At 67.1% G+C, this 24,164-nt stretch carries 13 protein-coding genes, 3 rRNA genes and 1 pseudogene; 10 read left to right on the top strand and 7 right to left on the bottom strand.

Features of this window, described 5'->3' with window-relative positions:
* Positions 1-94: 94 nt before the first annotated feature.
* On the bottom strand, positions 95-3,262 hold the full coding sequence (locus tag EDD93_RS08915) for a glycoside hydrolase family 2 TIM barrel-domain containing protein (RefSeq protein ID WP_123524648.1): 3,168 nt from the start codon (positions 3,260-3,262) through the stop codon (positions 95-97).
* 425 nt (positions 3,263-3,687) lie between these two features.
* On the opposite strand from EDD93_RS08915, the gene EDD93_RS08920 reads away from it, so the two are divergent.
* From EDD93_RS08920 to EDD93_RS08955, 8 genes are all read left to right on the top strand, one after another.
* Positions 3,688-4,677 carry an alpha/beta fold hydrolase gene (locus EDD93_RS08920; protein ID WP_123524649.1) on the top strand — a complete coding sequence of 330 codons (990 nt, stop codon included), beginning with the start codon at positions 3,688-3,690 and terminating at the stop codon, positions 4,675-4,677.
* 140 nt (positions 4,678-4,817) lie between these two features.
* Positions 4,818-5,588, top strand: a complete 771-nt coding sequence (locus EDD93_RS08925; RefSeq protein ID WP_123524650.1) for a DUF402 domain-containing protein — start codon at positions 4,818-4,820, stop codon at positions 5,586-5,588.
* A 315-nt stretch (positions 5,589-5,903) separates the two neighbouring features.
* Positions 5,904-6,212 (top strand): hypothetical protein, encoded by a 309-nt coding sequence (locus tag EDD93_RS08930; RefSeq protein ID WP_024493027.1) that lies wholly within the window; start codon positions 5,904-5,906, stop codon positions 6,210-6,212.
* Positions 6,213-6,394: 182 nt separating this feature from the next.
* Complete coding sequence (locus EDD93_RS08935) at positions 6,395-7,273, top strand: hypothetical protein (protein WP_123524651.1); 879 nt, start codon at positions 6,395-6,397, stop codon at positions 7,271-7,273.
* A complete protein-coding gene (locus tag EDD93_RS08940) occupies positions 7,263-8,624 on the top strand; it encodes a hypothetical protein (RefSeq protein ID WP_185092253.1) in 1,362 nt (453 codons plus the stop codon). The genes EDD93_RS08935 and EDD93_RS08940 overlap by 11 nt, the downstream gene beginning before the upstream one ends.
* Positions 8,621-10,171, top strand: a complete 1,551-nt coding sequence (locus tag EDD93_RS08945; protein ID WP_123524652.1) for an SCO6880 family protein — start codon at positions 8,621-8,623, stop codon at positions 10,169-10,171. Before EDD93_RS08940 ends, EDD93_RS08945 begins: the two co-directional genes overlap by 4 nt.
* Positions 10,172-10,272: 101 nt before the next feature.
* Positions 10,273-11,691: an ATP-binding protein gene (locus EDD93_RS08950; protein ID WP_123524653.1), complete on the top strand. Its 1,419-nt coding sequence runs from the start codon at positions 10,273-10,275 to the stop codon at positions 11,689-11,691.
* 1 nt (position 11,692) lies between these two features.
* Complete coding sequence (locus tag EDD93_RS08955) at positions 11,693-13,333, top strand: type VI secretion protein (protein WP_123524654.1); 1,641 nt, start codon at positions 11,693-11,695, stop codon at positions 13,331-13,333.
* A 56-nt stretch (positions 13,334-13,389) separates the two neighbouring features.
* Here the strand turns inward: EDD93_RS08955 and EDD93_RS08960 are convergent, their stop codons facing one another.
* The gene (locus EDD93_RS08960) at positions 13,390-13,947 is read right to left on the bottom strand and encodes a GNAT family N-acetyltransferase (RefSeq protein ID WP_123524655.1); all 558 of its coding nucleotides are present in this window, start codon (positions 13,945-13,947) and stop codon (positions 13,390-13,392) included.
* A gap of 125 nt (positions 13,948-14,072) precedes the next feature.
* Between EDD93_RS08960 and EDD93_RS08965 the strand changes: the two are divergent.
* A pseudogene (locus tag EDD93_RS08965) lies at positions 14,073-14,383 on the top strand (response regulator transcription factor); the annotation flags it as partial.
* Between the two features lie 96 nt (positions 14,384-14,479).
* Here EDD93_RS08965 and rrf read toward each other — a convergent pair.
* The 4 genes from rrf to EDD93_RS08990 form a co-directional block, all read right to left on the bottom strand.
* A 5S ribosomal RNA gene (gene rrf / locus EDD93_RS08970) occupies positions 14,480-14,596 on the bottom strand.
* A 79-nt stretch (positions 14,597-14,675) separates the two neighbouring features.
* Positions 14,676-17,801 (bottom strand): 23S ribosomal RNA (locus EDD93_RS08975).
* Positions 17,802-18,108: 307 nt separating this feature from the next.
* Positions 18,109-19,634 (bottom strand): 16S ribosomal RNA (locus tag EDD93_RS08980).
* Together the 16S, 23S and 5S rRNA genes form the textbook arrangement of a ribosomal RNA operon.
* Positions 19,635-20,325: 691 nt before the next feature.
* Complete coding sequence (locus EDD93_RS08990) at positions 20,326-20,880, bottom strand: MarR family winged helix-turn-helix transcriptional regulator (protein WP_123524656.1); 555 nt, start codon at positions 20,878-20,880, stop codon at positions 20,326-20,328.
* 156 nt (positions 20,881-21,036) lie between these two features.
* Here EDD93_RS08990 and EDD93_RS08995 point away from each other — a divergent pair, with 156 nt between their 5' ends.
* On the top strand, positions 21,037-22,347 hold the full coding sequence (locus EDD93_RS08995; RefSeq protein WP_123524657.1) for an MFS transporter: 1,311 nt from the start codon (positions 21,037-21,039) through the stop codon (positions 22,345-22,347).
* A gap of 25 nt (positions 22,348-22,372) precedes the next feature.
* On the opposite strand, the gene EDD93_RS09000 is transcribed toward EDD93_RS08995, so the two are convergent.
* Positions 22,373-24,037 carry a SpoIIE family protein phosphatase gene (locus EDD93_RS09000; protein ID WP_123524658.1) on the bottom strand — a complete coding sequence of 555 codons (1,665 nt, stop codon included), beginning with the start codon at positions 24,035-24,037 and terminating at the stop codon, positions 22,373-22,375.
* Between the last annotated feature and the right edge of the window lie 127 nt (positions 24,038-24,164).

Consider the following 24,164-nt stretch of genomic DNA (forward strand, 5'->3'; position numbering starts at 1 on the left):
GGGAACGGGCCTCGGGCCGGCCGCCGGGGGCCTGTCACCGACCCGGAGCCAGGGTCAGGCGCCCCCGGCTCCGGGTCGGTATCCGGTGGTTCGGTTACGCGGACCGCAGCCGGTACGCGTAGGTGTACGTGCGCCCGGCGTGCAGCAGGTACGCCGCGAGCGGCGGGGCGCCCCAGGAGTCATTGCCGCCGACCCCCATCTGCCGGTGGTTGACGCCCAGGATCGTCTCGTCGCGCCGCTTCACCTCGTACGGGTGCTTCGGACCGTCCAGGTCGAACGGCGAATGGTGCAGGACGCTCGTCTCCAGCATCGGGCCGTCCTCGTCGGGATCGGCCCGCACGAGAAGTCCGGTACCCGTCCGGTCCGTCACCGACAGATGGCGTACGTCGGTCATGTTGCCGGTCTGCTCGGGACGGACGTACGGCGCGACCTGCTCGTCGACGGTGGAGCGGTATCGGCCCACGAACGCGCCGGTGTGCCGGTCCCAGTAGTTCTCCTGCGGGCCGCGCCCGTACCAGTCGATCCGCTCGAAGCCTTTCGGGAGCGTCAACAGCGCCCCCACCATCGGGAGATCGGGCAGTCCGGCGGCGGCCTCCAGGGTGTGCCGCACCCGGATCTCGCCGTCCCCGCGGACGGTGAACACGGTGGTCCAGGTGGAGGCCGTGGGGGCGGTGGGCAAGGTGCACGCCACTTCGACGGTGACGACCCCGGGCGACGGCCGGCCGGTCCTGACGGAGGTGACCTCGCGGTCGGTACCGGCGTTCCGCCAGGTCCGAAGGGAGTTCTGGGCACCGCGGCCGATGTCGTTGTCGGTGGGCCCGCGCCAGAAGTTCGGCACCGGGCCACCGACCAGCAGCAGCCGTCCCTTCACCCGGTACGACGCCAGCGTTCCGGTGGACTTGTCCAGGACCACCTCCATGTCGCGCCCGCTGATCCGGACACGGGCGTCGGTCTCGTCGAGGCCGAGGGCGGGCAGGGTGTCCGGGGCGGGGTCGGCGGGGGCCGGGGCGTGCCAGTCGAGGCCGAGCTGTTCGGCGGCCACGGTGTGCCCGGCATCGGCCCAACTGGCCGCCTTCCGCAGCACGAAGGCGACGTTCAGCCAGTACTCGGCACCCGGCTCGGGCTTCTGCGGCTTCCGCCAGGGGATGCGCACGGTCCCCTCGCCGCCCGGCGCCACCTTCGGCGCCGCGAGCGTGCCGTGCTGCACGCTGCGCCCGTCGCAGGTCACCTCCCAGTGCAGCTCGTACGCGTCCAGGCCGCTGAACAGGTGCTTGTTGCGCACCGTGACCGTCCCGGCCGCGAGGTCCGCCGCGGCGACGGCGACCGGCTGGTAGACCTTCTTGAGCTCCAGCAGGCCAGGGTGCGGGGTGCGGTCGGCCGCGACCAGACCGTTGCAGCAGAAGTTGGCGTCGGTCGGATAGCCGTCGTGCCAGTCGCCGCCGTACGACAGGTAGGTGCGCTTCGGGTCGCCCGGCACGGGGAGGCGGATCGCCTGGTCCACCCAGTCCCACACGAACGCGCCGTGCAGATTCGGGTAGCGCTCGAAGATGTCCCAGTACTCCTTGAGGTTGCCGCTGCTGTTGCCCATGGCGTGCGCGTACTCGCAGAGCATGAAGGGGGTCTGCTTGCCCGACTTGCCGTACGCCTCCACGTCAGCCGGCTTGGTGTACATCTCGCTGTGCAGGTCGGCGACCTCGTTCATACCCTCGTAGTGCACGGGCCGGGAGGCGTCGCGGGCGTGCACCCAGTCGGCCATGGCCTGGAAGTTGGAGCCCCCGCCGGCCTCGTTGCCCAGCGACCAGACCACGACGCTCGGGTGGTTCTTGTCGCGTTCGACCATGGAGCGGATCCGGTCGACGCAGGCCTCGGTCCACTCCGGCAGGGAGGCCGGCACGGTGTCGCGGACGCCGTGGGTCTCCAGGTTCGTCTCGTCGATGACGTACAGGCCGTACTCGTCGCACAGTTCCAGCCAGCGCGGGCTGTTGGGGTAGTGCGAGGTGCGCACGGCGTTGATGTTGTGCTGCTTCATCAGCCGGATGTCCTGGAGCATCCGCGGTTCGCGGACCGCCTGACCGTGGTCGGGGTCGGACTCGTGGCGGTTGGTGCCTCGGAACATGACGGGCTTGCCGTTCACGGTGAACCTGCCCGGTCCGTACTCGACCTCGCGGAAGCCGGTGCGCGTCCGCTGGACGTCGACCGCCCGCCCCGAGCCGTCGGTGAGCGTGACGACCACGGTGTACAGGTTCGGGTCCTCGGCTGACCACAGGGCGGGTGCGGAGACGTCCGCCTTCAGGGTGACCTCCGCGTCCCCCGAGCCCTGTGGGACCACGTCGCCGGTGAGCGGCCGGCCGACCCGGCGCCCCCGCCCGTCGTACAGCACCGCCTCGACCCGGTGGCGGCCGGCGCCGGCGGCGCCGCTGCTCCGGTCGCGCACCGTGGCGGTGACGGTGAGGACCGCGTCGCGGTACGCGTCGTCCAGCGCGGTCCGCACGAACAGGTCCTGCACATGGACCGGCGCGACCGCGTAGAGGTAGACGTCGCGGAAGATCCCGGACAGGTCGATCATGTCCTGGTCCTCCAGCCAACTGCCGTCGGACCAGCGGTAGACCTCGACGGCCAGGGTGTTGTCACCCGGCCGCACATGGTCGGTGATGTCGAACTCGGCGGGGGTGTAGCTGTCCTCGCTGTAGCCGACCCGCTTGCCGTTGACCCAGAGGAAGAACGCCGACTTCACGCCCTGGAACGAGATCAGCGTGCGCCGGCCCGACCAGTCGCGCGGCACGGTGAAGGTGCGGCGGTAGGAGCCGACCGGGTTGAAGTCGTGCGGAACGGCCGGCGGATCGGGCGTCTCGTAGCCGATCCACGGATAGCGGATGTTGAGGTAGATCGGCTCGGGGTAGCCCTCGATCTCCCAGTTGGACGGGACGGGGATCCGGTCCCAGCCGCCGTCGTCGTAGTCGGGCGCCTCGAAGCCGGTGGGTCGGGCGTCGGGGTTCCTGGACCATTTGAAGCGCCAGGTTCCGTTCAGGGAACGGAAGTACGGCGACTTCTCCATCTCTCCGTGCAGGGCGTCGGAGCCGCTCGCGTACGGCACGAGCCGGGCCCGCGCCGCCTCCCTGCCGACCTGGAACACCCTCGGCTCCGCGTCCCACTCGGGGCCGTCCGCGGCGAAGGCCTGTCTCTGCGCGGAGAAGACGGCCCAGCCCGCGAGGGCTGCTCCGGTGGAAAGGACGGAACGACGGCTCGGACGGTATGCGCTCATGAAGCGACTCCGAACGGAAGGCAACAAGAACCACCACCATCAGACGGAATCACTCAACACGCAAGACTCCGCGCGGGATCGCCGCGCGTGGCGGCCGACGCGGCCCCGACATCAGGGGCCCGACCACCTCAAAGGGCGTAACGGCATGGCTGAAGGTGGCCGGATTCGCGCGCCGCAGAGACAACTGCCGGACTCAGCCCTCGGCCACCGCCGGCTCTTGACCGCTGACCGCTGACCGCTGACCGCCGCCGACTGTTGACCGTCGGCCGCCGGCTGTTGACCGTTGACAAAACGGAACGGTGTTCCGTATTTTAAATGGAACGTCGCTCCGCTTTCGGTGCGACCGAACCAGTCCGACCCGCCCAGGCCACTGAGCCCGCGAGCGGCTGCCAGTCCACCCCTCACCCACTCGAAGGACCCGCCCGATGAGCGCACCCACTCGCACAGCCGGTACCGAAGCCGACACCTCCGCTTCCCCCGCCCCCGGCCCCACCCCCGCCCCCGTTCTCTCGGTCAGCCCGGTCGTGCTGCCGGCCCCCGGCCGGGCCGTGGACCTGGAGATCCGGGTATCCGCGCCGGTGACCGGGGGCGAGCTGCCGGTCATCCTGCTCTCGCACGGCCAGGGCCACTCGAACCACCTCTCCTCCCTCAACGGCTACGCCCCTCTCGCCAACTTCTGGGCGGCACACGGCTTCGTCGTGATCCAGCCCACCCACCTGAGCTCCAGCACCCTGAACCTGCCCCCCAACACCCCCGGGGCGCCCCTGTACTGGCGCTCACGGGCCGAGGACATGACGCGCATCCTCGACGGGCTGGACGCGGTCGAGGCCGCCGTCCCGCAGCTCCTCGGGCGCCTGGACCGGGACAGGGTCGCCGTGGCCGGGCACTCGATGGGCGGGCACACCGCGAGCCTGCTGCTGGGCGCCCGGCTCACCGATCCGGACGACGGCACGGAGGTGAACCTGACCGAGCCCCGCATCAGGGCGGGCATCCTGCTCGCCGCGCCGGGCCGGGGCGGCGATGCCCTCACCGAGACCATGGCCACGAGGCTGCCCTTCCTCTCGACCACGGACTTCTCCGGAATGGCGACGCCCGCGCTCGTGGTCGCCGGCGACAAGGACGCCTCCACCCATCTGACGGTGCGGGGCCCGGGCTGGCACGCCGATCCGTACTCCCTCTCCCCGGGCCCCAAGTCCCTGCTCACCCTGTTCGGCGCGGAGCACGGACTCGGCGGGGTCTCCGGGTACGACGTCGGCGAGACCACGGACGAGAGCCCCGAACGCGTCGCGGCGCTCCAGCGGCTGACCTGGGCCTACCTGCGCAGCACGCTCTACCCCGGCGACCCCGCCTGGCAGACGGCGCGCGACGCGCTGGCAGCCGGCACCGGGCCGCTCGGGCGGATCGAGTCCAAGTAGGCCACGAGCGACCGGGATCGCGCCCTGCCCGAAGCCGCCCGGCAGGCTGGGGAGCCCTGGAGCCGAGCGAGTGGGGCGCTGGACCGCCGGGCGGGACCGGGCACGTGTCCGAAGTCCTCAGCGCGGGCATGATCAATCGCATGAAAGCGGGCAAGAAGGACGTCGCGAGCAACAGCACGAGAGTCGACACGATCAACCGCGCAGGCAACAGCAGCGCGAAAACCGAGAAGACCCCGGCCACCACCTCGGCCCCCGGGGCGGGCAACGGCGCGGGCGACGCCACGGGCAACAGGCCAGGACAGATCCTGCGCTGGAACTTCTTCATAGGCGGCCATCTGAGCGCGTCCGTACCCGTGCGCCTCGTCGAACGTACGACCGCCGGTCAACTGGTGTGGATGGAGACCGGCACGCCGATGTGGCGCACCGTCCTGCCACGCGGCGCCACGCACCTACGGGACATCGCCCCGCACGAACGCCCCGCCGAGGGCTACCCCGTGGTCCCCGACCGCTGGCCGATGGGCAACGCCCTCTTCTACCAGCCGGCCGGTGCGGCCCACTCCGTCCTGTGGCTCTTCGGGCGCAGACAGAAGTTCCGCGGCTGGTACGTCAATCTGGAACGCCGGGTCCACCACGGCGAGGACATCGACATCGCGGACCACGAACTGGACCTCAACGTGGCGCCGGACCGCACCTGGCGGTGGAAGGACGAGCAGTCCTTCGCCGAGAAGACCGGTCATCCCGCGTACTGGACCGCCGAGGAAGCAGTCGCCATTCGCACCGAGGGAGACGCGGTAGCACGGCTCGCCGAGGCCGGATCGTTTCCCTTCGACGGCTCCTGGTGCGATTTCCGGCCACCGTCGACCTGGACAACACCACCCCGTCCGCCCAGCCCCCGCCGCTCGCTCCTCTGAACGGCATAAGCCCCCACCTGGCCACACATGTGCCGACGGGTGAGGTGCGGGCATCGATGTCAGTCTCGGCCAGGGTGGCGCGATGGCGATCATTGCCCGGCGTCACCCTCCGTGATACACAGAGTAACGATGTGCAATTCGCTCACACACCGATTCGATCCGCAGGTCAGGGCGGTCAGACCGGTCAAATGTGCGAGATCCGGGTAAAGAGAGCCGCCAAGTCGTCGTGCGAACGCAGTTTCATCAGCGAAGATAGAGGGTGACTCGTGCCGTGCGGTACGGGCACCGAACTACCCAGCAAGGGCGGTGACTTAAATGATCCTGGCAGCTGAGAAGGGCGACATCACCACCATCATCGGCGGAATCGCCCCGAACTGGGGCCCGTTCGGGACCTTGGGCAACGAGGCCCGCGTAATGATCGAGGTAGTGATGGCGATCGCCATCCTGCTCTGCCTCGGCATCGCGATCTGGGGAGCGGCGAAACAGCGGATCGGCGCGACGGCTCTGCGCGACACCTTCAGCGCGGAGCAGGGCAAGGGGCTGATCGTCGCCGGTCTCACCGGTGTGTTCATCATCGGATCGCTGGGAACCTTGTTCACCATCGTCTACGGGATGGCCGTCTAACCAGCCGTCAGCCCGCGTCCGGGGGCACTCCAGCCCCGCCCCCACCATCCGTCCGTCGTGCCCACCGGCAGAGGTTGCGTCTCCCTGATGTCGAGTCACCACACCGCGCCCGCGCGGAAACCAGCACGGCTACCGTCGTACTACGACGCGGTTCAGGCAACGGTTGAGGGGGCGTACGCGGCATGAGTCCCGGCGACGAGGACGGCTACGGCAACGACTCCGGCCGTTCGAACGACGGCTACAGCACCCTCGGCGGCACGCGCCAGACCCGCACCCGCCTCCCCGACGGCCAGGGCGGCGACGGCTACGGCCCCCGCCGCCCGGCCCGCAACTCCCGCTCGCTCTTCACCGTGCTCGGCGTGGTGGTCCTGCTGCTGGCCGCTATCGCCTTCGCGAACATGGGCGGAGGCGGCGGTGACGACGGCGGCGGCAACGGCACGCCGGGAAGCGGCGGCAAGAAAGCCGGCTCGGCACCGACCGCAGCCACGGGGACGAAGCCGGTGGCGGGGAAGAACGGCTCGATTCCCTCGGGGTTCGCACATGACGAGCAGGGGGCGCAGAGCGCGGCGGCGAACTATTCCGTGGCGCTTGGTTCCGCGGACATGTTCGACAAAAACCGCCGCCGCGCGATCGCCACGGCTGTATACGCACCAGCAGTGGCTTCCGCCCGCCAGGATGCCCTCGACAAGGTCTACTCCGGTGAGGCTTTCCTGGCGAACATCGGCCTGAACACCGACGGCACCGCCCCTGCCGGCCAGACCTTCATCTCACGTTCTAATCCAGTCGGAACCAAGGTGGAGAAGTTCAACGGCGATACGGCGAGCGTCTCTGTCTGGTACTCAGCGTTGTTCGGCCTGGCCGGTGAAGGGTCGAAGAACCCGGTCTCCGAGAGCTGGTTCACCAACACCTTCGCCCTCACCTGGATCAACGGAGACTGGAAGGTAACCGACTTCACGCAGAAGGACGGCCCGGCTCCGGTCGGCCGTGACCAGGCTGCCTCCCCTGCCGGAGAGATGGCCGATGCAGTGGAACAGTTCGGAGGGTTCACGTATGCCCGGTAAACGACAGAGTCGTGTCCTCTCGTTGTCAGCCCTTGTGGGCACTGTTCAGGTCTCTCTCGTCCTGCTGACCACTCGTGCATTCGCGGCGCCCTCACCGAGCCCAACACCCAGCAAGGGCAGCAATGCCTGTGATCTGATCCGTGGCCCCGCCAAGGACTACTGCGAAGGCGGCGCAGGCACCTCCAAATCCAACGCCCCCAAGAGCACCGACCCCGCCCTGGACCCCCTCACCTCACTGGGCCGCGGCTGCGCCGACGCCGCCGCCTGGATCGTCGGAAAGCTCAGCGACGCCGTCAAGAGCACCGCCAACGTCGACTTCACGAACACCCGGTTCCTCCAGCAGTACGCGATCGTCTTCGCGGCCTCCACCGTGCTCACGCTCGTCCTGTGGCTGCTGGCCGTCGCCAAGCGCGCCATCCGCGGGGTGCCGCTCACCACAGCCATCTCCGAGGCCATCGGGTTCCTGTGGCTGACGGTCCTCGCGTCCGCGTTCACGCCGCTGATCCTGTACACGATCGTCTCGGCCACCGACGCGGTCACCGAGGTCATCGCCTCGTCCTCCGGCGGGCAGACGGACGTCTTCTTCGGGTCGTTCGCGGACGCGCTCAAGAAGGACTCCGATATTGGCGGCGGGCCGATCATGCTGATCGTCGTCTCGCTGGTGTCGATCCTGGCCGCAGGCATCCTCTGGCTGGAACTCGTGATCCGGGCCGCCCTGCTCTACGTCGGCGCCCTCCTCGGAACCGCCGTGTACGCGGGGCTCGTCGACAAGAACATGTGGGGGCACGTACGCCGCTGGGCAGGCATCATGATCGCGGTGATCATGGTGAAACCGGTCATCGTCATCGTGCTCGGCCTGGCCGGCGCGCTGTCGTCGGACGACGGGCCGAACGCGTTCTCCGCCGTCGTGTCCGGGCTGGCCATCATCCTGCTCGCGATCTTCGCCTCCGGCATGATCTACCGCTTCGTCCCCGGCTTCGGCGACGAGATCCAGGGCGCCCGCACCAACCGCAAGCAGGCCACCGACGGCTCCCAGGCCGCCGCGATGATCAGCTCGCCCGCCGCACTCGTCTCGCAGGGCATCAAGACCCACAGCAGCCGCGGTGGCGGCCCGGACGGCGGCAACAACAACAGCGGCGGCGGACGCCCCGCCAATCCGGTCAGCGGCGGAGTCGCCGCCCACAGCTCCCGCAACTCCGGGAGCGGGGTCGGCGGCGGATCTGTCCCCTCCGCCGCACCTCCGCCCCGCAGCGGGTCGGGTCCCACCTCCGGTACCCCGCACAGCAGCCGCGGCCCGCGCCGCGGGTCAGGCAGTTCAGGTAGCAGCAGCACAGGAGGTGGCGGGCGTTGAGCACGCAGTCCCATCCGATCGCGCCCCGCCGTACGTACCTCATCGGCCGGGCCAGGCCCAACGCCATGGTCGGCAAGAACCGCGAGACCGGCGAGATCGCCCTGATCATCGGCGGGGCGTTCCTCGGCATGATGAGCGGGCTGCTCGTACCCGTGCTGTCCATGCGGATCCTGCTGCTCACCGGCTTCCCGATGCTGGCCCTGGCGATCGTCTACGTGCCGTACAAGCACCGGACCTTCTACAAATGGTTCGAGATCAACCGCAGCTACAAGCGCTCCCTGCGCCGCGGCGCCACCTACCAGTCCGCCGCCATGGAGGCGGGCACCAGCGCAGACGGGCGCGAGGTCGAGATCGGGCCACCCCCCGGCATCGGCCGGATCAACTGGCTGGCCGCACCCTTCGGGCCCGACGAGATCGCCGTCCTGCTGCACGCCGACCGCCGCACCGTCACCGCCGCGATCGAGATCGAGGGGCCCGGCGTCGGGCTGCGCGACAGCGAGGACCAGGAAGCGCTCGTCGACCGGTTCGGCACCCTGCTCAAGCACGTCGCCAACGGCGACGGCTTCGTGACCCGCATCCAGATGCTGGCCCGCACCCTGCCCGCCGACCCCGACGCCCACGCCAAGGACGTCGCCCAGCGCGGCGACAAGGCCTCCCCGGGCTGGCTGCAGGAGTCCTACGACCAGCTCCAGTCCATGGTCTCGACTTCCAGCGAGCAGCACCGCGCCTACCTCGTCGCCTGCATGGAGTTCGACCGCGAGCTCGCCGCCGAGGCCAACGCCATGGCCCGCGCCGCCCGCCCGCACGGCGGCCGCAAGCTCGACCGGGACGCCGGCCTCGCCGTCGTCATGGCCCGCGAGCTCACCGACATCTGCGCCCGCCTCGCCGAGGCCGACATCCGGGTACGGCAGCCGCTCGGCCAGAGCCGCCTCGCCTCGCTCGTCCACTCGATGTACGACCCCGACCACCCCATCGACCACATCCAGGCCATGACGAAGCGCAACGCCTGGCCCGCCGAACTGGACGCGGTCGAGCCGACGTTCCTCCAGGCCAAGACCCGCGAGTCGTCGACCCGCGCGCCCTGGTGCCACTCCACGGCCTGGGTGAAGGAGTGGCCGATGACACCCGTCGGCGTCAACTTCCTGGCCCCGCTCCTCGTCCACACGCCCGATGTGATCCGTACGGTCGCGGTCTGCATGGACCTCGAACCCACCGAGATCGCCATCGAGCGGATGCTCACCGAGAAGACCAACGACGAGGCCGAGGCGAGCCGCCAGGCCAAGATGAACCGCACCGTCGACCCCCGCGACATCGCCGCCCACGGACGGCTCGACCAGCGGGGTGAAGATCTCGCGAGCGGCGCGGCCGGGGTGAACCTGGTGGGGTACATCACCGTGTCGTCCCGTTCGCCCGAGTCCCTCGCCCGCGACAAGCGGACGATCAGGGCCTCGGCCGGCAAGTCGTACCTGAAGCTGGAGTGGTGCGACCGCGAGCACCACCGCGCGTTCGTGAACACTCTGCCGTTCGCCACCGGCATCCGCCGATAGCCCCACCCGCCCGAGAACACCACCCGCCCGAGGGCACCCGAGACAGCACCCCAGAACACCGAGAGAGCACCGAGAGAGACGAAAGGGAGGTCGGTCACGCCATGCGAGATCCGCTGTCCGCGTTGTCGGACGCCTTTACCGCCTTCCTCTTCGGGAAGGTGGAGACGACCCGACTGCCCGTCCGCACCTCCACCGGACAGGCACAGGCGGTCTACCTGCCCACCGCCGCCCCCGGCCTCGGTGACTCCGGCGTGATCATCGGCCGCGAGGTGTACTCCGGCAAGGGCTACATCTACGACCCCTTCCAGCTGTACGGGCAGCAGCTCCCTGCCCCGCACTGGCTGGTGCTCGGCGAGTCCGGCAACGGCAAGTCCGCGCTGGAGAAGACGTACGTGCTCCGCCAGCTCCGCTTCCGCGACCGCCAGGTCGTCGTCCTGGACGCCCAGGGCGAGGACGGCGTCGGTGAATGGAACCTCATCGCCCAGGAACTGGGCCTGACCCCCATCCGCCTCGACCCCACCTCCGCGCTCAACGGCGGCATCCGGCTCAACCCGCTCGACCCCGCGATCACCACGACCGGGCAGCTCGCCCTGCTCCGCACGATCATCGAAGTCGCCATGGGCCACGGCCTCGACGAGCGGTCCGGCTTCGCGCTCAAGGTCGCGCACGCCTTCGTGAACGAGACGAAGACCAACCGTCAGCCCGTTCTGATGGACATCGTCGACCAGCTGCGCCACCCGGAACCCGAGTCGGCCGAGGCGATGAACGTCGACATAGACGACGTACGGGCCTGGGGCCTGGACGTCGCCCTCGTCCTGGACCGGCTCGTCGACGGCGACCTGCGCGGCATGTTCGACGGGCCGACCTCGGCCGACATCGACCTGGACGCCCCACTGATCGTCTTCGACCTCTCCCACATCGACCGCAACTCGATCGCCATGCCGATCCTGATGGCGATCGTCGGTGTGTGGCTGGAGCACACCTGGATCAGGCCCGACCGGAAGAAACGCATCTTCCTGGTGGAGGAGGCCTGGCACATCATCAACTCGCCCTTCGTGGCGCAGCTCTTCCAACGCCTGCTGAAGTTCGGCCGGCGGCTCGGCCTGTCCTTCGTCGCCGTCGTCCACCACCTCAGTGACGTCGTCGACGGAGCCGCGGCGCGGGAGGCGGCGGCCATCCTCAAGATGGCATCGACCCGCACGATCTACGCCCAGAAAGCCGACGAGGCCAGAGCGACCGGCCGGGTGCTCGGGCTGCCCCGATGGGCGGTCGAGATCATCCCCACGCTCACCCCGGGCATCGCCGTCTGGGACGTCAACGGGAACGTACAGGTCGTCAAACACCTGATCACCGAGGCCGAACGCCCCCTCGTCTTCACCGACCGTGCCATGACCGAGTCCTCCGCGATCGACCTGCTCCCGGAAGACGTACGCGCCGCCGAACTGGAGGCGGAGCAGCGCGCGGCCCGGATCGAGAACCAACAGCGGCTCAACGAGTCGTCCGAGTCAACGGTGGCATGACATGGCACGGCGCGGCGCGGCACGTTCCGGCGGCAGCGAGGACGGGAACGGCGGCATCTCCGACGGGCTGCTGATCGGCCTGCTGGCCTTCCTGCTCGGGCTGACGCTGCTGGCCTGGACGGCCACCGGTCTGTCCGGGCTCCTCGCGCACGGCGCCTGGCCGCACGGCGTCACCCTCGCCGAGACCCCGCTGGCCATGCGGCGCCTGGTGGAGGCCCCGCACGACCTGCCGGCCGCCTGGCCGACCACACCGGCCGGCGCGCTCTCCGGATACGGGCTGTTCTGGGGGCTGTTCATCGGCGAACTGCTGGTGCTGGTGGTGCTGAGCATCTTCGTGATGGGTGTGGTCGCACGCTGGCGCGGCGTACGGTCCAGGCAGCGCGACCAACGGCGCGAAATGCTGCACCAGCTGAGGGAAGGCCAGCCGGAACAGGCAGCCACCCGGCAGCTCCCCGGCCTGGAAAAGCAGCAGGAGTACGGCCACCAGCCCTCGCCCCCCACAGCCGAAACCGAACCCGGACGCGGCCCCGCACCCGCAGAACACCTCCCCGAACCAGAGCAGCACCCCCGGAGCACACCCCAGGCCACCACAACCATCGCCACCCCCGTCCCCACCCCCACCCCCACTACCGCATCAACACCAACATCAACCAGCATCACCACCGAGCTGCTGGCGACCGCCGCCCCGCTCACCGTTCCCTCGCCCCGCGCACCCCTCGTCGTCTACGGCCCCGCCGCCACCCGCCGGCCCACCGTCGTCCAGGCCATCAGCGAAGCCGACGGCCCCGTGCTGGTCGTCACCTCCGACCCCACCGTCTGGGCGGAGACCAAGGACGCCCGCGCCAAGCTGGGCCCCGTCCTCATCTACGACCCCGGCCACCTCTGCGACACCCCGGCCAGGCTCCACTGGGCCCCCACCACCGGCTGCGAACAGCCCGACCAGGCCGCCGCCCGCGCCGCCGCCCTCCTCGCCCCGGTCCGCCCGCAGGCCCGCATCGACGCGGCGACGGCCGACACCGCCGAGACGCTCCTCCAGTGCTGGCTGCACGCCGCGGCCATCGACGGCCGCCCCTTCCGCCAGGTCCACCGCTGGGCCCTGGGCGGCACCGGCCACGAACCGGTGCGGCTGCTCCGTACCCACCCCAAGGCCGCGTCCGGACTCGCCGGACTTCTGGAGTCCGCGCTCACCGCTCACCCCGAACGCCGCGAGATGGCCCAGGAACTGACCGTCCGGGCCCTCGGCGCGCTCTCCTCGGTCCACATCCGCGACGCCTGCACCCCGAACCGGGCCGATGCACTCGCGCTGGATTCTTTTGCGGACGAGGGGGGCACTCTTTATGTGGTGGGTGAACCCATCGAGAATCCCCGATCGGGCCCCGGAGCCATGCCCCTGCTCACGGCGCTCGCCTCAGACGTGGTCGAGCACGGCCGCCGCATGGCCGCACGGTCATCCGACGGTCGGCTCGACCCACCAATGACGCTCGTCCTCGACGACGTCGCAGCCGTCGCACCGCTGCCCCGGCTGCCCGAGCTGCTGGCGACCGGCAAGAAGCTGGGCCTGCCCACCGTCGCCCTGCTTCGCTCCCCCGAACAGGCCCGCGCCCGCTGGACCCAGCAACTCCAGACGCCGAGCGCCCCCTGACCGAGCACGCCACCACCCCCCGGACCAAGAACCCCAGCCCGCTCCCCCGCGGCCCGTTACGGCCGGGCCACCGCGTACTCCAGTTCAAGTGTCGCCGGGTCGCCCTGCATCGGCACCGTCTCCCCGGTCGGCACGAACCCGATCCGGCGGTAGAACGCCGAGGCCCTCGGGTTGTTCTCGTGCACGTGCAGCCGTACGCGTTCGATCAGCGGCTCGCCCAGCGACCACGCCCAGTCCATGCCGGCCCGAAACAGTTCCCCGGCGACGCCTCCGCCCCGGGCCTCGGGGCGCACGAACACCCCCACCACGTGTGCCTGGTGGATATCGGCCCCCGCACCGAACCGCACCTCCGCGCCGGGCCGTTCGACCAGCACGGTCAACGAACCCGCCCAGCTCCCGTCCGGTGCCTCGGCGATGAACTGCCGCGCCTCACCGCCGCCGGTCTCCGAAGAACCGGCCGTCCGCTCCTGCCAGAACGCGTCGGGCCGCTCCACGGCCTGCTCGTACGTCTCCAAGAACGCCACCGGCGCCACCGGATCCTGCAGCGCGGCCAGCCTGAGCACCTTCGCCGACTGCCATTCATCGGCACGCACAGGCCGTATCACGTAGTCCATGCGCCGATCCTCACCTGCCGCCGACAGCCGTGCAAACGAGTTCCCGTCGCGACCCCGGCGTCGTACCCGGTACTACGCGCACCGCCACCTCCCGCCCCGGTCCGACGCCCCGCGCCCGCCCGCTCGCGAGCGACTTCCTGATCAAGGACGCCTTGTCGGAGGAGCTGCTCTCCGGTGTACGGGCGGTTGCCGGCGGCGACGCGGTGGCGGACCTGCCTCATCGGACCCCCGTATCACGCGCCTCACGGACCGGGAGCGGGAAATCCTCACCATCATCGGCCAGGGCCGGCGCAACTCCGAGATCTCCGAGGGATTCCATCTCGCCGAATCGACTGTGAAGACGTACGTCTCCCGCATCCTCGCGAAGACCAAGGCCCGGGATCGTGTGCAGGCAGTCGTCCTGGCGTATGAAACACACCTGGTCGGCCCGTCCTGACGGCCCGTTCGGGCTTTCCGATCGGGACCGGTTCTGGTCGGGAACGCAGAAAAGCCCCGTGCCACAAGGGCACGGGGCTTAACCATTTTAAAAGGAGTTCGGCGGCGTCCTACTCTCCCACAGGGTCCCCCCTGCAGTACCATCGGCGCTGAAAGGCTTAGCTTCCGGGTTCGGAATGTAACCGGGCGTTTCCCTAACGCAATGACCACCGAAACACTATGAAATTAACCAACACCGGAACACAACACGGCCGTTCGTTATTTCAGAACTAACACAGTGGACGCGAGCAACTGAGGACAAGCCCTCGGCCTATTAGTACCAGTCAGCTCCACCCGTTACCGGGCTTCCACATCTGGCCTATCAACCCAGTCGTCTACTGGGAGCCTTAACCCTTCAAGAGGGTGGGAATACTCATCTCGAAGCAGGCTTCCCGCTTAGATGCTTTCAGCGGTTATCCTTTCCGAACGTAGCCAACCAGCCATGCCCTTGGCAGGACAACTGGCACACCAGAGGTTCGTCCGTCCCGGTCCTCTCGTACTAGGGACAGCCCTTCTCAATATTCCTACGCGCACAGCGGATAGGGACCGAACTGTCTCACGACGTTCTAAACCCAGCTCGCGTACCGCTTTAATGGGCGAACAGCCCAACCCTTGGGACCGACTCCAGCCCCAGGATGCGACGAGCCGACATCGAGGTGCCAAACCATCCCGTCGATATGGACTCTTGGGGAAGATCAGCCTGTTATCCCCGGGGTACCTTTTATCCGTTGAGCGACAGCGCTTCCACAAGCCACTGCCGGATCACTAGTCCCGACTTTCGTCCCTGCTCGACCCGTCGGTCTCACAGTCAAGCTCCCTTGTGCACTTACACTCAACACCTGATTGCCAACCAGGCTGAGGGAACCTTTGGGCGCCTCCGTTACTCTTTAGGAGGCAACCGCCCCAGTTAAACTACCCATCAGACACTGTCCCTGATCCGGATCACGGACCCAGGTTAGACATCCAGCACGACCAGAGTGGTATTTCAACGACGACTCCACAACCACTGGCGTGGCCGCTTCAAAGTCTCCCACCTATCCTACACAAGCCGAACCGAACACCAATATCAAACTATAGTAAAGGTCCCGGGGTCTTTCCGTCCTGCTGCGCGAAACGAGCATCTTTACTCGTAGTGCAATTTCACCGGGCCTATGGTTGAGACAGTCGAGAAGTCGTTACGCCATTCGTGCAGGTCGGAACTTACCCGACAAGGAATTTCGCTACCTTAGGATGGTTATAGTTACCACCGCCGTTTACTGGCGCTTAAGTTCTCAGCTTCGCCGACCCGAAAGTCAGCTAACCGGTCCCCTTAACGTTCCAGCACCGGGCAGGCGTCAGTCCGTATACATCGCCTTACGGCTTCGCACGGACCTGTGTTTTTAGTAAACAGTCGCTTCTCGCTAATCTCTGCGGCCACCCCCAGCTCACGGAGTAAATCCGATCACCAGTGATGGCCCCCCTTCTCCCGAAGTTACGGGGGCATTTTGCCGAGTTCCTTAACCATAGTTCACCCGAACGCCTCGGTATTCTCTACCTGACCACCTGAGTCGGTTTAGGGTACGGGCCGCCATGAAACTCGCTAGAGGCTTTTCTCGACAGCATAGGATCATCCACTTCACCACAATCGGCTCGGCATCAGGTCTCAGCCTCAATGTGTGACGGATTTACCTACCACACGGCCTACACCCTTACCCCGGGAACTACCACCGCCCGGGTTGGACTACCTTCCTGCGTCACCCCATCGCTTACCTAGTACAAGTCTGGTTCGTCGGCTCCACCACTACCCTCAACTCCGAAGAGATCGGGCCGGCTTCACGGACTTAGCATCGCCTGATTCAGTATTGGGCGTTTCAAAGCGGGTACCGGAATATCAACCGGTTGTCCATCGACTACGCCTGTCGGCCTCGCCTTAGGTCCCGACTTACCCTGGGCAGATCAGCTTGACCCAGGAACCCTTAGTCAATCGGCGCACACGTTTCTCACGTGTGTATCGCTACTCATGCCTGCATTCTCACTCGTGAACCGTCCACAACTCGCTTCCGCGGCTGCTTCACCCGGCACACGACGCTCCCCTACCCATCCCAGCCCCCGTTGGGGGTATGTGCTGGAATGACACGACTTCGGCGGTACGCTTGAGCCCCGCTACATTGTCGGCGCGGAATCACTTGACCAGTGAGCTATTACGCACTCTTTCAAGGGTGGCTGCTTCTAAGCCAACCTCCTGGTTGTCTCTGCGACTCCACATCCTTTCCCACTTAGCGTACGCTTAGGGGCCTTAGTCGATGCTCTGGGCTGTTTCCCTCTCGACCATGGAGCTTATCCCCCACAGTCTCACTGCCGTGCTCTCACTTACCGGCATTCGGAGTTTGGCTAAGGTCAGTAACCCGGTAGGGCCCATCGCCTATCCAGTGCTCTACCTCCGGCAAGAAACACACGACGCTGCACCTAAATGCATTTCGGGGAGAACCAGCTATCACGGAGTTTGATTGGCCTTTCACCCCTAACCACAGGTCATCCCCCAGGTTTTCAACCCTGGTGGGTTCGGTCCTCCACGAAGTCTTACCTCCGCTTCAACCTGCCCATGGCTAGATCACTCCGCTTCGGGTCTTGAGCGCGCTACTAAATCGCCCTATTCGGACTCGCTTTCGCTACGGCTTCCCCACACGGGTTAACCTCGCAACACACCGCAAACTCGCAGGCTCATTCTTCAAAAGGCACGCAGTCACGACTGCATGTGCAAGCACATACAGCGACGCTCCCACGGCTTGTAGGCACACGGTTTCAGGTACTATTTCACTCCGCTCCCGCGGTACTTTTCACCATTCCCTCACGGTACTATCCGCTATCGGTCACCAGGGAATATTTAGGCTTAACGGGTGGTCCCGCCAGATTCACACGGGATTTCTCGGGCCCCGTGCTACTTGGGTGTCTCTTAAACGAGCCGTTAATGTTTCAGCTACGGGGGTCTTACCCTCTACGCCGGACCTTTCGCATGTCCTTCGCCTACATCAACGGTTTCTGACTCGTCTCACAGCCGGCAGACCGTGAAAAAGAGATCCCACAACCCCGCATGCGCAACCCCTGCCGGGTATCACACGCATACGGTTTGGCCTGATCCAGTTTCGCTCGCCACTACTCCCGGAATCACGGTTGTTTTCTCTTCCTGAGGGTACTGAGATGTTTCACTTCCCCTCGTTCCCTCCACACTGCCTATGTGTTCAGCAGCGGGTGACAGCCCATGACGACTGCCGGGTTTCCCCATTCGGACACCCCCGGATCAAAGCTTGGTTGACAGCTCCCCGGGGCCTATCGTGGCCTCCCACGTCCTTCATCGGTTCCTGGTGCCAAGGCATCCACCGTGCGCCCTTAAAAACTTGGCCACAGATGCTCGCGTCCACTGTGCAGTTCTCAAACAACGACCAGCCACCCATCACCCCACCCTTACCGGGCGAGTTCACTGGGGCCGGCAACCGAAGGACGACCATGACGGCCGTACCTTCAGATACCCAACAGCGTGCCCGACCCGATCAACCAATTCCCATTTTCCACGCCGAAGCAGTACTCACGAAAACCAGCCAACCGTGCCGAATAGTCAACGTTCCACCCATGAGCAACCAGCACCGAACATTCGCCGGTGTACTGGCCTCTGACCAAAGCCCGTAGACTCTGGTAAGAAATGCTCCTTAGAAAGGAGGTGATCCAGCCGCACCTTCCGGTACGGCTACCTTGTTACGACTTCGTCCCAATCGCCAGTCCCACCTTCGACAGCTCCCTCCCACAAGGGGTTGGGCCACCGGCTTCGGGTGTTACCGACTTTCGTGACGTGACGGGCGGTGTGTACAAGGCCCGGGAACGTATTCACCGCAGCAATGCTGATCTGCGATTACTAGCAACTCCGACTTCATGGGGTCGAGTTGCAGACCCCAATCCGAACTGAGACCGGCTTTTTGAGATTCGCTCCGCCTCGCGGCATCGCAGCTCATTGTACCGGCCATTGTAGCACGTGTGCAGCCCAAGACATAAGGGGCATGATGACTTGACGTCGTCCCCACCTTCCTCCGAGTTGACCCCGGCAGTCTCCTGTGAGTCCCCATCACCCCGAAGGGCATGCTGGCAACACAGAACAAGGGTTGCGCTCGTTGCGGGACTTAACCCAACATCTCACGACACGAGCTGACGACAGCCATGCACCACCTGTATACCGACCACAAGGGGGGCACCATCTCTGATGCTTTCCGGTATATGTCAAGCCTTGGTAAGGTTCTTCGCGTTGCGTCGAATTAAGCCACATGCTCCGCTGCTTGTGCGGGCCCCCGTCAATTCCTTTGAGTTTTAGCCTTGCGGCCGTACTCCCCAGGCGGGGAACTTAATGCGTTAGCTGCGGCACCGACGACGTGGAATGTCGCCAACACCTAGTTCCCAACGTTTACGGCGTGGACTACCAGGGTATCTAATCCTGTTCGCTCCCCACGCTTTCGCTCCTCAGCGTCAGTAATGGCCCAGAGATCCGCCTTCGCCACCGGTGTTCCTCCTGATATCTGCGCATTTCACCGCTACACCAGGAATTCCGATCTCCCCTACCACACTCTAGCCTGCCCGTATCGACTGCAGACCCGGGGTTAAGCCCCGGGCTTTCACAACCGACGCAACAAGCCGCCTACGAGCTCTTTACGCCCAATAATTCCGGACAACGCTTGCGCCCTACGTATTACCGCGGCTGCTGGCACGTAGTTAGCCGGCGCTTCTTCTGCAGGTACCGTCACTTTCGCTTCTTCCCTGCTGAAAGAGGTTTACAACCCGAAGGCCGTCATCCCTCACGCGGCGTCGCTGCATCAGGCTTTCGCCCATTGTGCAATATTCCCCACTGCTGCCTCCCGTAGGAGTCTGGGCCGTGTCTCAGTCCCAGTGTGGCCGGTCGCCCTCTCAGGCCGGCTACCCGTCGTCGCCTTGGTAGGCCATTACCCCACCAACTAGCTGATAGGCCGCGGGCTCATCCTTCACCGCCGGAGCTTTTAACCTTCCCCCATGAGAGGGAAAGTATTATCCGGTATTAGACCCCGTTTCCAGGGCTTGTCCCAGAGTGAAGGGCAGATTGCCCACGTGTTACTCACCCGTTCGCCACTAATCCACCCCGAAGGGCTTCATCGTTCGACTTGCATGTGTTAAGCACGCCGCCAGCGTTCGTCCTGAGCCAGGATCAAACTCTCCGTGAATGTTTTCCCGTAATCGGGACCACACCACGAGAGCGGAACAGTCGAGTCGGAATAAGACCGACTGTTCACTGTGTCCTCGCTATGTGCATTGCCTGGTAGAACCACTAGTGTGGTCTGCCAGGACTTTCAAAGGAACCTCGAACCTACCGAAGTAGGTCGGGGTATCAACGTATCTGGCGTTGACTTTTGGCACGCTGTTGAGTTCTCAAGGAACGGACGCTTCCTTTGTACTCACCGCAGAACATTTTCTGCGACTTTCCTCCGGGCGCTTCCCTTCGGTCTTGCGTTTCCGACTCTATCAGACTCTTTCGTGTCCGATTCCCGGTCGAAGCGGGTCTCGCATTTTCGCTTTCCAGTTCTTCGCTTTCGCGTTTCCCTTTCCGGCGAGTCCGACTCTATCAGATCCTTTCGGGCCTGATTCCCAGTCAGTGGGGCTTGTCTTCCCGGCTGTTGGGCCGTTCTGACGTCTCAAACTCTAGCGGATCTTCCCGGTGACTCATAATCGAGTCCTCGAAATGAATTTCGGCATACCGAAATTCTCCCGGGTGGGAGATCGTGCTGAGTTTTGGTTGCCGCATTCGCGGCGGGATCGGTTGTCGTAGAACCGTTCCGGCTCCGTGACAACTCGAAGAACCTTACGGATCGCGGTGGGGTGTGTCAACCCCTCCCCGGGCCGGTCCGCAACCGGTTTTCAGTCCAGGTCGGTGAGGCGGCCGCCGGCGTCCGGCTGGGCATGCTCCACGCGGCGCAGCAGCCGGATCAGCATCTCGCCGAGGACCCCGCGCTCGTCGCCCGAGAGGTCCTGGAGCAGGTCCTCCTCGAAGTCGGCGGCCATCCGCATCGCCTCGAGCCACTTCGCCCGCCCCTCGTCCGTCAGCTCGACGATGACGCGGACCCGGTTGTTCTCGTCGCGGTCGCGGGTGACGAGGCCCTCGCCCGCCATCCGGTCGATGCGGTGGGTCATGGCGGCCGGGGTGAGTCCGAGCCGCTTGGCCAGCTCCCCCGGGCCCAGCCGGTACGGGGTGCCGGCCAGCACGAGGGTCTTCAGGACCTCCCACTCGGTGTTGCTGATGCCGAGCGCGGCGACCTGGCGTCCGTACGCCACGTTCATCCGGCGGTTCAGCCGGCCGAGTGCCGATACGACCTGCTCCACCTGTGGGTCCAGGTCCCGGAACTCGCGCTGATAGGCGGCGATCTGCTCGTCGAGGCTCGGCTCCTGGAGACCGGGCTCGGTGGTGTCAGACATGGCGCGCAGTATGGCACGCCGCCAGTAGGCGTCGAAGTCCTTCGATCTGTATTGTTGACGTTCTAACTTTAGTGCTAAAGTCTTCGGGTTCGAGTCGTTCAGATCGCTCGATCACATGGCTTCGAGACCTTGAGGTAGGTGAGTGTGACCAGGGAAATGGGTGCAGCACTGCGGCGGATCCAGCTGGGGAGCGCGCTGAGCGCGTTCGGGCTCGGGTTCACCGTTCCGTATCTGTACGTCTATGTGGCGCAGGTACGGGATCTGGGTGCCGGTACGGCGGGAGTCGTGCTGGCGGTCTTCGCCATGGCGGCGCTCGCCGTCCTGCCGTTCACCGGGCGGGTCATCGACCGGCGCGGGCCGCTGCCCGTGCTGCTCGCCGCCTCGGTCGTCGCTTCCCTGGGCGCCGCTGCCCTCGGCTTCTCCTCACAGGTGACCGCCGCCGTCCTGTCGGCCGCGGTCCTCGGCGCGGGAACGGCCGTCATGCAGCCCGCTCTCGCCACGATGCTCGTCCGGTGCTCCGACACCGGCACCCGCACCCGTGCCTTCGCCATGCAGTTCTTCCTGCAGAACCTGGGCCTGGGCATCGGCGGACTGGTCGGCGGGCAGATCGTCGACACGGAGCGACCGGCGTCCTTCACCCTGCTGTTCCTGATCGAAGCGGTGATGTTCCTCGTGCTCGGCGCCATCACGGCGACCGTGCGGATGCCTCGTACGCCTGCCGTCGTGGCGGGGGTTTCCGGTGCCGGTGACGGCGCGCCGGGCGGCGGGATGCGGGCGATGCTCTCGCACCGGGCCATGGTGCAGCTGTGCGTGCTGGGGTTCGTGGTGTTCTTCGCCTGCTACGGACAGTTCGAGTCCGGGCTCGCTGCGTACGGCACCGAGGCTGCCGGGATCGAGCCCTCCACGCTCGGGATCGCGCTGGCCGCCAACACCGCGGTCATCGTCGTCGCCCAGTTCGTGGTGCTGCGCCTCGTGGAGCGCCGCCGTCGCAGCCGGGTGATCGCCTCGGTCGGCCTGATCTGGGCCTTCGCCTGGATCGTGGCGGGCTACGCCGGGCTCGGGCACGGCAGCCAGACCATGGCGACGGCCGCGATGATCTCCACGTACGCGCTGTTCGGGCTCGGTGAGTCGATGCTCTCGCCGACCGTCGCACCGCTGGTCGCCGACCTTGCGCCGGAGTCGATGGTCGGGCAGTACAACTCGGCCTTCGCCCTGTGCAAGCAGCTGGCGCTGGCGGTCGGCCCCGCCGTGGGCGGCCCCATGGGGGCCTCGCTGCACGGGCCGTACATCGTGACGTTCGTACTGTTCTCGCTCGGGATCACGGTGCTCGCGCTGCGGCTCGGCCGGCGGCTCACCCCCGTACAGGACCAGCCCTCGCTCGCGGCGGTGCCGTCGCGGGTGGTGGCGGTGTCCTTGCCGGAGAGTACGACCGCCGAGGTGCCGGCCCCGGTCGCCGCCGTCCACTGACGGCCGGGGCCGCTCGCCCTGCCGTCTAACGCGGCAGGGCGAACTCGCACCAGACGGCTTTGCCGCCGCCCGGGGTGCGGCGGCTGCCCCAGGACGTGGCGATCGTCGCGACGATGGAGATGCCCCGGCCCGCCTCGTCCGCCGGTTCGGCGCGGCGGCGGCGCGGCAGGTGGTCGTCGCCGTCCGTGACCTCGATGATCAGCCGGCGGTCGGTGCGCCGCAGGCCCAGACGCATCGGCGGTGTGCCGTGCTGGAGGGAGTTGGCGACCAGCTCACCGGCGGCGAGAACGCCCAGGTCGCACAGTTCCACCGGGAACCGCCACGACGTCAGGACGCCCGTCGCGAAGGCGCGGGCGCGCGGCGCCGCCTCGATTCCGCCGAGCAGATCGAGCGAGGCGTTGTGGAAGAGCTCCGCGGTCGAGCCGGTGCGGGCGGGGTGCTGCACCACCAGGACCGCCACGTCGTCATCGTGCTCCGCGGTGATGTTGAGGGAGCGCATCAGGCGGTCGCACACCACCTGCGGTGCGCCCTTCGCGCCGGACAGCGCCCGTTCCAGGGCGGCCACGCCCTCGTCGATGTCCTCGTTGCGGCGCTCGACCAGGCCGTCGGTGTAGAGGACGGCGGTGGAGCCGGGCGGCAGCGCGATCGTGCCGGAGGTGTGGGTCCAGCCACCGGTGCCGAGCGGAGGACCGGTCGGCCCCTCGGCGCGGTGCACCGTGCCGTCCTCGTCGCGCACCAGGATCGGCAGGTGGCCGGCGGAGGCGTAGACGAGCAGGCCCTCGTTGGGATCGTGGACCGCGTACGCGCAGGTGGCGATCTGGCTGGCGTCGATCTCGGCGGCCAGTCCGTCGAGCAGCTGGAGCACCTCGTGCGGCGGGAGGTCGAGGCGGGCGTAGGCCCGGACCGCGGTGCGCAGCTGTCCCATCACCGCGGCGGCGCGCACTCCGCGCCCCATCACGTCCCCGATGACCAGGGCGGTGCGGCCCGCGCCGAGGGTGATGACGTCGTACCAGTCGCCGCCGACCGCCGCGTCCGTGCCGCCCGGCTGGTAGGTGGCGGCGATCCGCAGGTCGTCGGGCTGTTCCAGCTCCTGCGGGAGCAGTGAGCGCTGGAGGGTGACGGCCGTTTCGCGGTGGCGTCTCTCGCTGGTGCGCAGCCGCTCGGCCGCTTCGGCGTGGTCGGTGACATCGGCGGCGTAGACGAGCACTCCGCCCTCGTGCCCCTTGTCCTTGTCGTGCTGGACCGGGGTGCAGGTCACGGTGTAGGAGTTGCCGCTGCCCGCCTTGCGGGACTTGACCGTGCGGGGTGTGCCGCTGCGCAGGACCTGGTCCATCAGGGGCAGCAGGCTGAGCTCGGTGAGCTCGGGCATCGCCTCGGCGGCCGGGACGCCCGCCGGGCGGGGGCCGAAGGCCGCGGCGTAGGCGTCGTTGACGTACGCGACGCGGTGTTCGGGGCCGTGCACCAGGGCGACGAGGGCGGGCAGCTGGCCGAGGATGTCGCGGGCGGAGAGGTGCTCCAGCGCGGGCGCGGGGGGCCGGGTCGCGGGCCCGTCCGGCTCGCCCTGCGGCGGGCCGGATCCGGTCTCGTCCTGTGCGTACTCGGCGCGGGCCGCCGGTACGGCACTGTGGTCGTCCCGGGCGGCTCGGCGCTGCGTACCGGGTAGGCGGGCGCTCCAACGCGTGAAGTTCACGGAATTTCTGGCCTCGTGTGTCGGTCTGGTCCGCTCGGGCGGGCTGCTTCCTCTGCCGGGTCCTGTGCTGCCTGTTCTTCCTGCCGGTCTGTTCTTCCTGCCGGTCCGCTCCGACGGTCCGGGCCGG

Source organism: Streptomyces sp. 840.1 (assembly GCF_003751445.1).
Lineage (GTDB): Bacteria > Actinomycetota > Actinomycetes > Streptomycetales > Streptomycetaceae > Streptomyces.

Bases quoted from the DNA above. Each gene is read 5' to 3' on its own strand.
- EDD93_RS08915 (WP_123524648.1), bottom strand. From the start codon at position 3,262: ATGAGCGCATACCGTCCGAGCCGTCGTTCCGTCCTTTCCACCGGAGCA.
- EDD93_RS08920 (WP_123524649.1), top strand. From the start codon at position 3,688: ATGAGCGCACCCACTCGCACAGCCGGTACCGAAGCCGACACCTCCGCT.
- EDD93_RS08925 (WP_123524650.1), top strand. From the start codon at position 4,818: ATGAAAGCGGGCAAGAAGGACGTCGCGAGCAACAGCACGAGAGTCGAC.
- EDD93_RS08930 (WP_024493027.1), top strand. From the start codon at position 5,904: ATGATCCTGGCAGCTGAGAAGGGCGACATCACCACCATCATCGGCGGA.
- EDD93_RS08935 (WP_123524651.1), top strand. From the start codon at position 6,395: ATGAGTCCCGGCGACGAGGACGGCTACGGCAACGACTCCGGCCGTTCG.
- EDD93_RS08940 (WP_185092253.1), top strand. From the start codon at position 7,263: ATGCCCGGTAAACGACAGAGTCGTGTCCTCTCGTTGTCAGCCCTTGTG.
- EDD93_RS08950 (WP_123524653.1), top strand. From the start codon at position 10,273: ATGCGAGATCCGCTGTCCGCGTTGTCGGACGCCTTTACCGCCTTCCTC.
- EDD93_RS08955 (WP_123524654.1), top strand. From the start codon at position 11,693: ATGGCACGGCGCGGCGCGGCACGTTCCGGCGGCAGCGAGGACGGGAAC.
- EDD93_RS08960 (WP_123524655.1), bottom strand. From the start codon at position 13,947: ATGGACTACGTGATACGGCCTGTGCGTGCCGATGAATGGCAGTCGGCG.
- EDD93_RS08990 (WP_123524656.1), bottom strand. From the start codon at position 20,880: ATGTCTGACACCACCGAGCCCGGTCTCCAGGAGCCGAGCCTCGACGAG.
- EDD93_RS08995 (WP_123524657.1), top strand. From the start codon at position 21,037: ATGGGTGCAGCACTGCGGCGGATCCAGCTGGGGAGCGCGCTGAGCGCG.